At 68.9% G+C, this 11,717-nt stretch carries 10 protein-coding genes; 4 read left to right on the plus strand and 6 right to left on the minus strand.

Annotation, left to right across the window (positions count from 1 at the left end; translation table 11 throughout):
• Window positions 1-12: 12 nt before the first annotated feature.
• The gene (locus AB5I40_RS05995) at window positions 13-768 is read right to left on the minus strand and encodes an SDR family oxidoreductase (RefSeq protein ID WP_370937415.1); all 756 of its coding nucleotides are present in this window, start codon (window positions 766-768) and stop codon (window positions 13-15) included.
• Window positions 765-1,982 (minus strand): acetyl-CoA C-acetyltransferase, encoded by a 1,218-nt coding sequence (locus AB5I40_RS06000; RefSeq protein WP_370937416.1) that lies wholly within the window; start codon window positions 1,980-1,982, stop codon window positions 765-767. Before AB5I40_RS06000 ends, AB5I40_RS05995 begins: the two co-directional genes overlap by 4 nt.
• 186 nt (window positions 1,983-2,168) lie before the next feature.
• On the opposite strand from AB5I40_RS06000, the gene AB5I40_RS06005 reads away from it, so the two are divergent.
• Window positions 2,169-2,714, plus strand: a complete 546-nt coding sequence (locus tag AB5I40_RS06005) for a TetR/AcrR family transcriptional regulator (protein WP_370937417.1) — start codon at window positions 2,169-2,171, stop codon at window positions 2,712-2,714.
• A 115-nt stretch (window positions 2,715-2,829) separates the two neighbouring features.
• Entirely contained in the window at window positions 2,830-4,203 is a 1,374-nt protein-coding gene (locus AB5I40_RS06010) for an NAD-dependent succinate-semialdehyde dehydrogenase (RefSeq protein ID WP_370937418.1), read from the plus strand.
• Window positions 4,204-4,279: 76 nt separating this feature from the next.
• Here AB5I40_RS06010 and AB5I40_RS06015 read toward each other — a convergent pair whose 3' ends face one another.
• The 3 genes from AB5I40_RS06015 to AB5I40_RS06025 form a co-directional block, all read right to left on the minus strand.
• Window positions 4,280-5,518, minus strand: coding sequence for a cytochrome P450 (locus tag AB5I40_RS06015; RefSeq protein ID WP_370937419.1), 1,239 nt, complete (start codon window positions 5,516-5,518; stop codon window positions 4,280-4,282).
• 185 nt (window positions 5,519-5,703) lie between these two features.
• Window positions 5,704-6,882: an NAD(P)/FAD-dependent oxidoreductase gene (locus AB5I40_RS06020; RefSeq protein WP_370937420.1), complete on the minus strand. Its 1,179-nt coding sequence runs from the start codon at window positions 6,880-6,882 to the stop codon at window positions 5,704-5,706.
• Window positions 6,883-6,887: 5 nt separating this feature from the next.
• Window positions 6,888-7,091 carry a ferredoxin gene (locus tag AB5I40_RS06025; protein WP_370937421.1) on the minus strand — a complete coding sequence of 68 codons (204 nt, stop codon included), beginning with the start codon at window positions 7,089-7,091 and terminating at the stop codon, window positions 6,888-6,890.
• 227 nt (window positions 7,092-7,318) lie between these two features.
• On the opposite strand from AB5I40_RS06025, the gene AB5I40_RS06030 reads away from it, so the two are divergent.
• The gene (locus AB5I40_RS06030; protein WP_370937422.1) at window positions 7,319-8,476 is read left to right on the plus strand and encodes an acyl-CoA dehydrogenase family protein; all 1,158 of its coding nucleotides are present in this window, start codon (window positions 7,319-7,321) and stop codon (window positions 8,474-8,476) included.
• Between the two features lie 55 nt (window positions 8,477-8,531).
• Here AB5I40_RS06030 and AB5I40_RS06035 read toward each other — a convergent pair whose 3' ends face one another.
• Window positions 8,532-9,875, minus strand: coding sequence for a flavin monoamine oxidase family protein (locus AB5I40_RS06035; protein WP_370937423.1), 1,344 nt, complete (start codon window positions 9,873-9,875; stop codon window positions 8,532-8,534).
• Between the two features lie 218 nt (window positions 9,876-10,093).
• On the opposite strand from AB5I40_RS06035, the gene AB5I40_RS06040 reads away from it, so the two are divergent.
• A complete protein-coding gene (locus tag AB5I40_RS06040) occupies window positions 10,094-11,650 on the plus strand; it encodes an AMP-binding protein (protein ID WP_370937424.1) in 1,557 nt (518 codons plus the stop codon).
• The last annotated feature ends 67 nt before the right edge of the window (window positions 11,651-11,717 follow it).

Here is an 11,717-nt window from a genome sequence, read left to right on the forward strand (position 1 = left end):
CGATGGTGTTGGTCATTCGCCCGCGGTGAGGCTGACACCGCCGTCGATGACGACGGTCTGCCCGGTCATCCAGGCAGCGTCCGGCGAGAGCAGGAACGCGACCGCTCCGCCGATGTCTTCGGTGTCGCCGAGCCGTTTCAACGGATAGGCCTGCGCGGCTTGCTCCTCGCGTCCTTCGTAGAGCGCGCTGGCGAACTTCGTCTTCACGACCGCGGGAGCGACCCCGTTGACGCGAATGCCGGGCCCGAGTTCCACCGCGAGCAGTTCCGTCAGGGAATTCAGCATCGCTTTGGTGGCCCCGTAAAAGCCGATGTTCGGGGCCGTCCGGACGCTGGAGAGCGACGAGACGTTGACGATCGCGCCGCCGTGTTCGCGCATCCAGGCGCGGTACACGTTCTGTACCCAAGAAACCGCGGCGACGCAGTTGACTTCGACGACCTTCCGCGCCACCCCGAGGTCGAGATCCACCAGCGGTCCATAGGCTGGGTTGATCCCGGTGTTGTTCACCAGGAAATCGACGCCGCCGAAGGTGTCGATCGCCTGCCGGACCGTGTCCGCCTCATGCTCGGCGTCGTCCGCCTTGCCCGCGACCGCCAGCGCCGTTTCCGGGCCGCCGAGGCGGGCGACCGCTTCGTCCAGCGCCTCCTGCTTGCGGGCGGTGATGACCACGCGCGCGCCGTCGGCGACCAGGCGTTCGGCGACAGCGAACCCGATGCCGCGGCTGGCACCGGTGACGATCGCGGTCTTGCCGGCGAACCGGCCGGTCACGACAGCCGCTCCAGCACCATCGCCATGCCCATGCCGCCGCCGACGCACATCGACTCGACACCGAACTGCTTGTCGTGCCACTGCAGGGAGTTGATCAGGGTCGCGGTGATCCGGGCTCCGGTCATCCCGAACGGATGGCCGACGGCGATCGCGCCGCCGTTCACGTTCAGCTTCTCCAGCGGGATGCCCAACTGCTGCGCGGAGCCGAGCGACTGCACGGCGAACGCTTCGTTGATCTCGACCAGATCGATGTCGCTAAGCGCCAGACCGGCGTTCTTCAGCGCCGCCGGGATCGCCTCAACCGGGCCGAGCCCCATGATCTCCGGCGAGAGCGCGGTGACCGCGGTGGAGACGATCCGCGCCAGCGGCGTCAGCCCGAGTTCCTTCGCACGGGTGTCGCTCATGACCACCAACGCGGCCGCACCGTCGTTGAGCGGACACGCGTTCCCGGCTGTCACCGTACCGTCCGGACGGAACACCGGCTTGAGCTGGCTGACGCCTTCGAGAGTCGTACCCCGCCGCGGGCCGTCGTCGGCCGTCACGACCGTGCCGTCCGGCGTCGTGACCGGCGTGATCTCCCGAGCCCAGAAGCCTTCGTCGATCCGCTGTACAGCCAGGTTTTGGCTGCGGACGCCGAAGGCATCCTGCTCCTCGCGCGACATGCCGAGCACCTGGGCGACGTTCTCGGCGGTCTGTCCCATCGCGATGTACAGGTCCGGCAGCTGCCCGGACTCGCGCGGGTCGGTCCACGCTTCCGCGTCGCCTTCAGCGCGCTTCTCCGTGCGCGCCTGGGCATCGGCGAATGCCGGGTGCTGCGCGTCGGCGATGTCGGCCGTCCCGTTGACGTAGCGGCTGACCGTCTCCACCCCGGCGGAGAGATAGGCGTCGCCTTCCCCGGACTTGATCGCGTGAAAGGCCATCCGGGTGGTCTGCAGACTGCTTGAGCAGTAACGGTTTACGGTCACCCCGGGAAGATGGTCCAATCCGGACAGCACAGTGACCGCCCGGCCCAGGTTGTTGCCGGACTCGCCGGCCGGCTGCCCGCAGCCCAGAATCAGGTCGCCGATCTCGCGGGGATCCAGCTCGGGCACCTTCCCGAGCACCGCCCGCACCATCTGGGCCGCGAGGTCGTCCGGCCGGATCTCCTTGAGCGACCCCTTTCCCGCTCGGCCGATCGGGGAACGGGCGGTGGCGACGATGACAGCTTCGGGCATGTGCTCTCCTGGGTTGACTAAGCGCTCGCTTATGCCAAGCTAGGCCGCACCGCCGCGCATCCCGCGGCACATCCACGACGTCGCACCCGGCTGGGGGATGCCCCGGCGGCCCCGACGAGAGGACCACCCGTGCCGGACACTCCAGAGCACCCCTCAGACACTCGTTCCCTCCTCCACGAAGCAGCGGTGAAAGCATTCGCCGACAAGGGTTTTCACGGCACCACGACGCGCGACATCGCCGCTGCGGCCGGAAAGAGCCCGGCAGTGCTCTACGTGCACCACAAATCGAAGGAAGAACTGCTTTACCAGATTTCGAAGGACGGGCACGAAACCACGCTCCGCCTCGTCCGGGCGGCGATCGCGACCACCGTCGATCCGGCCGAAGCGCTGCACCGGGCGATGCACGATTTCGCCCTGCACCACGCAAGCAGCCCGACCGGCGCGCGCATCGTCAACTACGAACTCGCCGCTCTCGCTCCCGAGCACCTCGCGGAGATCCGCGGCATCCGCCGCGCGATCGACGAAGAGATACGCCGGATCGTCGCCCGCGGCGTGCGGGACGAAGCATTCGACGTACCCGACGTCGAACTGGCCGCCGCCGCTGTCCTTTCGCTCGGCATCGATCTCGTGCGCTGGTACCGCGACGGCGGCCGCTGGACCCCGGCACAGATCGCGGACCGGTATGCCGACCTGGCGCTGCGCCTCGTCGGAGGAGCGCCCCGACACGGATGACAGCCCGTGCGCGCATCCCCCGGCCAGGCAGTCCTTGGCGACTCGAAACCTCCGCGTCGCACCAGGTCGCTCAGGGTGGACGCCACGCGCCCGGCGATCGAGAAAGAAGGATGACGTGAGCACCTACGCCGTTGTCGACCCCACCAGCGGGAAGACCCTCAAGGAGTACGCCGCGCTGACGGACGGCGAGCTGGCCGCGAAGCTCGACCGCGCCGAGTCCGCCTACCGCCAGTGGGGGCGTTCGTCGTCGGTCTCCGATCGCGCGGCGCTGCTCGGCAAAGCGGCCGCGCTGTTCGCCGAGCGCCGGGACGAGCTGGCGCTCATCATCAGCCGGGAAATGGGCAAGCCGACCAACCAAGGCGTCCTGGAAGTCGACTTCGCGGCAGCCATCTTCGAGTACTACGCCGAGCACGCCGCGGAATTCCTCGCCGACGAGCCGGTCCCGCTTCAGTGGGGCGAAGGCGCCGCGGTGATCCGGCGGCAGCCCGTCGGCATTCTGCTCGGCGTCATGCCGTGGAACTACCCTTACTACCAAGTCGCCCGCTTCGCCGCGCCGAACCTGATGGCAGGCAACACAATCCTCCTCAAGCACGCGTCCCAGTGCCCCGAGTCGGCGGCCGCGATCGAACAGCTGCTGCTGGACGCGGGCTTCCCGGCCGGCGCCTACGAGAACGTCTACGCCACCTACGCCCAGATCGACTCGATCATCGCCGACCCCCGGGTCGCCGGAGTGTCGGTCACCGGTTCGGAAAAGGCCGGCGCGCACGTCGCGGCGACCGCCGGCCGGCACCTCAAGAAGGCGGTCCTCGAACTCGGCGGCTCGGACCCGTTCCTCCTGCTGAGCACCGACGATCTCGACACCGCCGTGGAATCCGCGCTGGGCGCCCGGTTCTACGACAACGCCGGCCAAGCGTGCAACGGTGCGAAGCGCTGGATCGTCATGGACGATCTCTACGACGCGTTCCTCGCGAAGGTCACCGCCAAACTGGCCCAGCTCAGCCCCGGCTCCCCCACCGCCGAAGACACCGTGCTGGGCCCGGTGTCTTCGGTCGCTGCCGCGGAGGGGCTCGAGGATCAGCTGCGCCGCGCGGTCGACGGCGGGGCGCGGGTCGCGCTGGGCGGCACCCGGAACGGGGCCTTCTTCGACCCGACCGTGCTGGTCGACATCGATCCCGGCAACGAGGCGGGCAAAGAGGAGTTCTTCGGGCCCTTCGCGAATGTGTACCGCGTGCGCTCGGAGGAGGAAGCGATCGCGGTCGCGAACGACACTCCGTTCGGGCTCGGCTCCTATGTGTTCAGCACCGATCCGGAGCAGGCGCAGCGGGTCGCGGACCAGCTCGAAGCCGGCATGGTTTACGTCAATATCGTCGGAGCCGAGGAACCCGGCCTGCCGTTCGGCGGCGTGAAGCTGTCCGGGTTCGGCCGCGAACTCGGACGGCTCGGCGCGGAAGAGTTCGTCAACCGCAAGCTCATCCGGACCGCGGGCTGACGATCCGCGCAGACCGGACCTGAAACGGCCCCGTCGTCTCCCTCCGCGAGAAGGGCGACGGCGGGGCCGTGGCCGGTCACCCGGCGCGCGGGCCGAGCCGGACCGGCAATGCCTTGACCTGGTTGACGAAGAACGACTCGGCGTGCGGCGCATCGCCGACGATTTCCATCTCCGGGTAGCGCTTGAGCGTTTCCTCGAGCATCAGCCGCAGTTCCAGCCGGGCCAGCGCGTTGCCGAGACAGAAATGCCGTCCGCCAGCTCCGAATGCCTGGTGCTCCGGGTTCCGCGTGACGTCGAAGCGGTCCGGGTCCTCGTAACGGTCCTCGTCGCGGTTCGAGGACGGGTACCACATCACGACCTTGTCGTCTTCTTTGATCAGCTGGCCGCGTATCTCGATGTCCTTCGTCGCCGTCCGGCGCATCATCGAGAACGCCGGGAACATCCGCAGCGCCTCCTCGACAACGCTCGGAACCAGAGACGGATCGTCCAGCACCTTCTTGCGCTCCCCCGGGTTCTCGACGAGAGCCTTCACCGCGCTTGCGTACGTCGCCATCGTGCTGTCGTTGCCGGCCCCGATGAGCAGCAGCGTGCCGTACATGATCTCTTCGGCCGAGAGCGTCTGGCCGTCGATCTCCGCGTGAACGAGAATGCTGATCAGGTCGTCGGTCGGGTGCGCCCGGCGCGCCTCGATCATCTCGGTGACCTCTGCCATCAGCGTCGGCAGAAGCTCGTTGACGTACGCGTCGATCCCGCCGGGGTTCAGGTCCGGATCGTCCCGCCCCATGTACCGCTTCATGTAGCCGGCCCACTTGACGTCCTCCTCCTCCGGGATTCCGAGGAGGCGGTGGATCACCCGCGCCACGATCGGCCGGGAGACAGCGGTGACCAGGTCGCAGGTCTCCTGACCGTCGAGCCGGTCGAGCACGGAGACGACGATCTCGCGGACCCACCCCTCGTGCTCGGCGATCTTCTCCGCGGTGAAACCCTTGAGGAACAGCTGCTTGATCCGGTCGTGCTTCGGCGGGTCCATGCCGATGAACTCGGCGCGCGCGAACTCCAGCGGGATCTGGTGGTTGGTGATGTCGATGCCCCAGCGTTCCGAGGAGAACGTCTTCCAGTCCCGGCTCGCCGCGGCGACGTCCTCGGCCTTGGTCAACGACCAGAAGCCCTCTTCCTCCGGCAGCACCGGGATGCCCGGCGACCAGTGCACCGGGCACTTCGCCCGGAGGTCGCGGAAGACGCCGTGCGGCGGTCCGTCCTTCCACAGGCCGAAGTCGGCGAGGGTCAGGTCTTCCGGAATTCCGTCCGTGGCCATCGGTTCTCCAGGTCCGTCGACGCCGGTGAGGCCGCGATAGTAGGAGCGGTGCGTCCCGGAGCCGCCGGTGCGACGGCAACCGTGCCCCGTTGGGGGACGCCGGGGCTGCGTTCATTCGTCCGTCCACAAAAAACGCGAAGGGTGCGACACTTGTCGCACCCTTCGCGTCATTCCGTTCCTCCGCGTCAGCTCCCGGCGACGGCGTCCGCCCAGGACACCCCGTCGAGGATGGCCCGCTTGCCGAGTGCCAGCTGACGCGGCGCGTTGACGCAGAGCACCCCGCGAAGCCGATCGCCCCGCCCGAACAGCGCGACGAGCGACTTCTCGTCCGCCTTCGTGATTTTGACCTGGTCGTCACCGCTGACGTGGCCGACGAACTTGACCTTGGCCTCGAACTGGTCCGACCAGAAGTACGGAACCGGGGCGAACGGCTCGCTCTCGCCGAGCAGCGTCCGCGCCGCGTGCACGCCCTGCTCGACGGCATTCAGCCACTGCTCGACGCGCATCGTCTCGCCGAACAGCCGGTTCGGCCAGTGCACGAGGTCGCCGGCCGCCACCACGTCCGGCGCCGTCGTCCGCAGCATCTCGTCGCAGACCACGCCGTTCGCGGTTTCGACGCCGCTGCCGTCGAGCCAGTCAGTCGCCGGCTGGACGCCGACACCCGCGACGATGAGGTCGGCAACCAGCACCGTGCCGTCGGCCAAATGGACCCGGCTTCCGTTCGGCGTGCGCTCGACCCGCTCGATTTCGTTGCCGCAGTACAGGTTCACCCCGTGCCCGACGTGGTGCTCCTGGAACCAGCGGCCGAGTTCCGCGCCGAGAACCCGGGTGAGCGGGACCGGCGCGATCTCCACGACCGAGACGTCCAGGCCCATCTTCCGCGCGGTGGCGGCGACCTCCAGCCCGATGAAGCCAGCGCCGATCACCACCAGATGACGGCCCGGCAGCAGATGTTCGTGCAGGCTCAGCGAATCCGACAGCGACCGCACCTCGTGGACGCCCGGCACCCCTTCGAGAACCGGCAGCGGCCGGGTCCGGGATCCGGTGGCGACGACCAAGCCGTCGTAAGACAACTCCCGGCCGCCCTTGAGAAACACCGTTTTCCCGGCGGCGTCGAGCCCGACCGCCGCCGCGCCGAGCGAGACGTCGACGGCGTTCTCCTCATACCAGCCAGGCTCTTTGATCAGCAGGGCCGCGTGCTGCTGTCCCTCCCGCAACGCGTCCTTGGACAGCGGAGGACGGTCATACGGCAGCACGTTCTCGGCGCTGACCAGCGTGATCTCGCCCTCGTGCCCCGCGCGCCGGAGCCCGTCGGCGGCGTTCACCGCCGCGACCGAGCCGCCGACCACGACGATGCGGTCCATCGCCGTCAGCCCTTCTCCAACGTGATGACGCCCTCGGGGCACGACCGCACCGCGCGTTCAGCCTCCTCGAGACGGTCCTCGGACGGGTGCGGCTCCAGGAGGACGGCCTGGCCGGATTCGTCGTCGATGTCGAAGAGATCCGGGCATTCCATCATGCAGCAAGCACAGCCCGTGCATCCGTCGAGGTCGATCGTGAGCGTCAGCGCCATGATGTGCTCTCCTTGCGTTCCGGCGGACCTGGCCGGAAGTGTGGAGCGTTCCCGGCGGGCACCCTCGCCGGTCGGGCAAAGAATGCCCGACCGGGGGTGTCCCGGCCCCCGGAGCAAGCCCGCTCATCCCCCACCCGGGCACGAGCACGCGCGACGCCCGCGAGGCCGCCGGGACGGCTGCCTAGATTCCCGGACGCGCCGCACTCCCCCGAACAAGCTGAGGTTCCATGCACCGCACTGTGTTTGACGAAGACCATGAGTCCTTCCGCAAGACGCTGAGAGCCTTCCTGCAAGCGGAAGTCGTCCCGCATTACGACGAGTGGTTCACCGCCGGCGGAGTTCCCCGCCAGCTGTACCGGGACCTGGGCGAACTCGGCCTGTTCGGCATCTCGGTGCCGGAGGAGTACGGCGGAGCCGGACTGACGACGCACAAGTTCACCGCGATCGAATACGAGGAGATCGCCCGGGTCGGGGTCCTGCTCGGCGGCTCCAGCTGCCATGTCCTGCTGGCCCTTCCGTACCTGAAGCTGCTCGGCACCGACGAACAGCTTCAGCGGTACCTCCCCGGGTTCGTCACCGGCGAGCAGATGTGGGCGCTCGCCATGACCGAGCCCGGCACCGGCTCCGACCTGAGCGGCATCCGCACCACCGCCAAGCTCTCCGCCGACGGCACGCATTACGTCCTCAACGGGGCCAAGACGTTCATCACCGGCGGCGTCAACGCCGACCGGGTGATCGTCGCCGCCCGCACCAGCCCGCCCCGCGAGGACGACCGCCGGTTCGGTCTCTCCCTGTTCGCCGTCGACACCTCGCTGCCCGGCTACCAGGTCGGGCGCAAACTCGACAAGCTGGGGCTGCGCACTTCCGACACCGCCGAACTCGCGTTCACCGACGTCCGGGTGCCCGCCGAGGACCTCCTCGGCGAGGAGGACAAGGGATTCTCCTACCTCGGCCACAATCTCGCCTCGGAACGCTGGGGAATCGCGCACGGCGCGTACGCCCAGGCGAAGGCTGCCGTCGCGCTCGCCCAGGCCTACACCGCGGACCGGAAGGTCTTCGGCAAACCCGTCGCGACGTTCCAGAACACGAAGTTCGAGCTGGCCGCCTGCAAGGCAGAGGTGGACGCGGCGGAAGCGGTCACCGACCGCGCGCTGGAAGCGCTCGACGCGGGCGAACTGACCCCGGCGGAGGCGGCTTCGGCCAAGCTGTTCTGCACGGAGGTCGCCGATCGCGTGATCGATCGCTGCCTGCAATTGCACGGCGGTTACGGCTATATCAACGAATACCCGATCGCCCGTCTCTACGCGGACAGCCGGGTCAACCGGCTCTACGGCGGCACGTCCGAGGTGATGAAGCTGATCATCGCCCACGACATGGGTCTCTGAACCCGGCACGACAAGGAAGACCGCCGAGGCACCGGGCCGCGGCGGTCTTCCTGTTTCACGATTCCAGGGTCTGCAAGGTTTTCCGGGCCGCGCGCTGCCCCGACGCCGCCGCGGCCGCCAGCGAGGGATCGCCGAGGTAGTCGCCCGCGAACCAGATCGGACCGACCGGCACGCGCAGGGTTTTCTGCGACGCGTCCCGCTTGCCCGGCTTCCAGTAGGAGACCACCCGCGGCTGCCGCTTGACCACCACGCGGTCGATCTCGCCGTCGAGTTCCGGGAACAACCGGATCAGGTCGCGGAGGAACACGTCCTCGATTTCCTCGTCCGAGAGCCGGGACAGCTCATCCGCGGCGGCACCTCCGGACAGCAGAACCAGCGCACCGCCCGGCTTGCGCGGACCTTCGACGCGCTGCGGAGCCGCGTGATTGAACACCATCTGGAAGGACAACTCCGGCGTCGAGATGCCGTAGTAGTCGTCCCAGCGCTGCGCGCCCTGCTCCTTGGTGAAGACACCGGCGAGGACATACCGGCCGTACTCGATGTCGGACAACGCTGTGCGGTATGCGTCCGGCAAGTCGGGCATCACCGCGAGGGCGCAGTCGGCCGGAGTCGCCACGATCGCGCGCTTCGCCGTCAACCGCACCGCACCGTCCTCGTCGGCGTACTCGACGGTCACATTGCTGTCTGTCCAGGTGAGCTTCCGTACCTCGGCCCCGAGTCGCAGCCGGTCGCCGAGGTCTTCCGCGAGCGCGTCAGTGAAGGTCTGATTCCCGCCGACAGGCAGCGCGAAGTTCGGCACTTTCGCCGCCTTCTCCAACGCCGTTCCGATGGAGATCGCGAGCTGGGTCGCCGCGGTTTCCTCCGGCTCGCAGCCGATCCATTGCCCGGACCAGGCTTTGAAGAGCGCGACCATCTCGCGTGACCGGACGCCCGCCATCAGTGCCTCCGCGCCGGTTCGAGCTTCGAGGCGAGCCCGCATCGCACGGGCGGCCTCGGCGTTCTTCCCGAAGAGCCGGGCGTAGGCGTACTTGATGCGCAAGCCGACCCGCGCAAGCTCCACTTTGGCGGCCAACGGCATCCGAGAGCGCAGGAGAAGCAGCGGCGGGCTGTCCGTGGTCACCATGCGGCCTTTGAGGTACAGCGCCGCCTTCCGTCCGGCGAGCGAGCCCCGCTCGATCCGGTAGCGGTCCATCACCTCGAACAACGGCCCGGCGCCCTCGGTGAACTGGGTCCCGATGTTGAGCCAGTAGTCCCCGTGCCGGACGGATTCCACGCGACCGCCGGGCCGGTTCGCGGATTCGAGCACGACGACGTCCGTCGATTCGGCCAGTGTCGATCCGGCTACCAACCCGGCCGCACCGGCACCGATGACAACGACTTCACACTGCTGTTCACGCACGTTTTTGTCCCTCTGCACCGGACGATCGTGCTGGCGGCGCCAGCGGCGAGGGGCCGACCCGACGACACTGGGCCCGGCTGGGGGATGGCACGGTGCTCCCCCAGCCGGGCACCGCTTGGGCGGCAGCACACGCCTCCGCGCGATTCGCGCGGTTTGCTGCCGTCCGGGCCGATGCGCCGCGCACCGCCGAGAAACATCGCTGGGAAGGAAATTCCGCTGTGGGTGAAGCCACCGTTTTCGCCGTGCTGAAGGAGCAGGCCGAGCAGGCCCCGGACGCTCCGGTTCTGCTGATCGACGGCGAGGAGTGCTCGCGAGCGGATCTGTTCGAGTCGGTCACGGCGGTCGCCGCCGGTCTGCGCGCGCTCGGTCTCGACCGGGGCGACCGCGGCCTGATCGTGTCGGACAACCGCCTCGAGACGGTGGTCGCCTGGCTCGGGGTCGACTGTGCCGGGTTGATCGACGTCCCGGTCAACCCGGAAGCGCGCGGCGCGTTCCTGGAGTATCTCGTCCGCGACTGCGGCCCGCGGGTGGTCATCGGGCTTCCCGCCTATCTGCGCGCGGTCGCCGCGGTCGTTCCGGAGCCCCCGGAGTTCGCGATCCTGATCGACCCGGACGACGGCGAACTGCCGTTCGGGCCCGGCACCCGGCACCTGACCTTCGACGAGCTTCGGGAGCTGGGCCGCGACGGCGTGGTCGTGCCGCCGCTGGAGAGCGACATCGCGACGATGATCTACACGTCCGGCACGACAGGCCCGTCCAAGGGCGTGCTGCTTCCCCACGCCTACCAGATCACCTGGGCCCGCCGCGGCGCGGAAGGCCTCGGCATGCGGGCGGGGCAGACGGCGTACACGCCGGAGCCGCTGTTCCACTCCGACGCGCGGTCGTACATCCTCGCGGCCCTGCTCAGCGGCGGACGGCTGGCTCTCGGCAAGCGGTTCAGCGTGAGCCGGTTCTGGGACGAGGTGCGCGCCGCCGACGCGTCGTACTTCGCTTACCTCGGCACGATGCTGTCGATGCTGTACTCCGCCGAGCCCAGCGACGCCGACCGCGACCATCCGGCCGTGATCGGGACCGGCGGCGGAGCGCCCGCAGCGCTCCAGAACGCGTTCGAGGAACGGTTCGGCGTCCGGCTGATCGAGATGTACGGCATGACCGAGGCGCTGTGCATCACCCAGAACACGCCGGAGCGCCACCGCGTCGGCTCGGTGGGACTGCCGACGCCCGAGCTGGAGGTCCGGCTGGTCGACGATCAGGACCGGCCCGTGCCTCCCGGCGAGATCGGCGAGCTGATCCTGCGGCCGAGGGAGCCGCACACCGTCATGGCCGGCTATTGGAACAAGCCGGAGGCGACGGTCGCCGCCTGGCGGAACCTGTGGTTCCACACCGGCGACCGGATGCGCGCGGACGAGGACGGCTTCCTCTACTACATCGGACGGCTCAAGGACTCCATCCGCCGACGCGGCGAGAACGTGTCGGCTTGGGAGGTCGAATGCGCCGCCAACAAGCACGAGAACGTGCGCGAAGCAGCGGCGATCGGAGTGCCCTCGGACCTCGGCGAGGAGGACGTCGCTCTTCTGGTCGTCGAGCAGGAAGGCCGGCGGTGCGATCCGGCGGCGCTGCGCGACTTCCTCGCCGCCGACCTTCCCAAGCACGCCGTCCCGCGCTTCATCGAGATCGTGGACGAGCTGCCGAAGACGCCGACCCAGCGCGTGAACAAGGACCAAGTCCGCGCGCGCGGCGTCACCGCGGCAGCGTGGGACGGCGAAACGGTCTGACGGGCCTCCCCCAACCGGGCCGAGACCTAGCCGGTCCCCGCTGGCGCCGCGTCTCTGGACCTACGTT

It is taken from the genome of Amycolatopsis sp. cg13 (assembly GCF_041346965.1).
In the GTDB taxonomy this organism is placed as follows: domain Bacteria; phylum Actinomycetota; class Actinomycetes; order Mycobacteriales; family Pseudonocardiaceae; genus Amycolatopsis.

What these genes read in the sequence shown, in the direction of transcription:
- AB5I40_RS06000 (WP_370937416.1), bottom strand. Translation starts at nt 1,982, where the DNA reads ATGCCCGAAGCTGTCATCGTCGCCACCGCCCGTTCCCCGATCGGCCGA.
- AB5I40_RS06015 (WP_370937419.1), bottom strand. Translation starts at nt 5,518, where the DNA reads ATGGCCACGGACGGAATTCCGGAAGACCTGACCCTCGCCGACTTCGGC.
- AB5I40_RS06020 (WP_370937420.1), bottom strand. Translation starts at nt 6,882, where the DNA reads ATGGACCGCATCGTCGTGGTCGGCGGCTCGGTCGCGGCGGTGAACGCC.
- AB5I40_RS06025 (WP_370937421.1), bottom strand. Translation starts at nt 7,091, where the DNA reads ATGGCGCTGACGCTCACGATCGACCTCGACGGATGCACGGGCTGTGCT.
- AB5I40_RS06030 (WP_370937422.1), top strand. Translation starts at nt 7,319, where the DNA reads ATGCACCGCACTGTGTTTGACGAAGACCATGAGTCCTTCCGCAAGACG.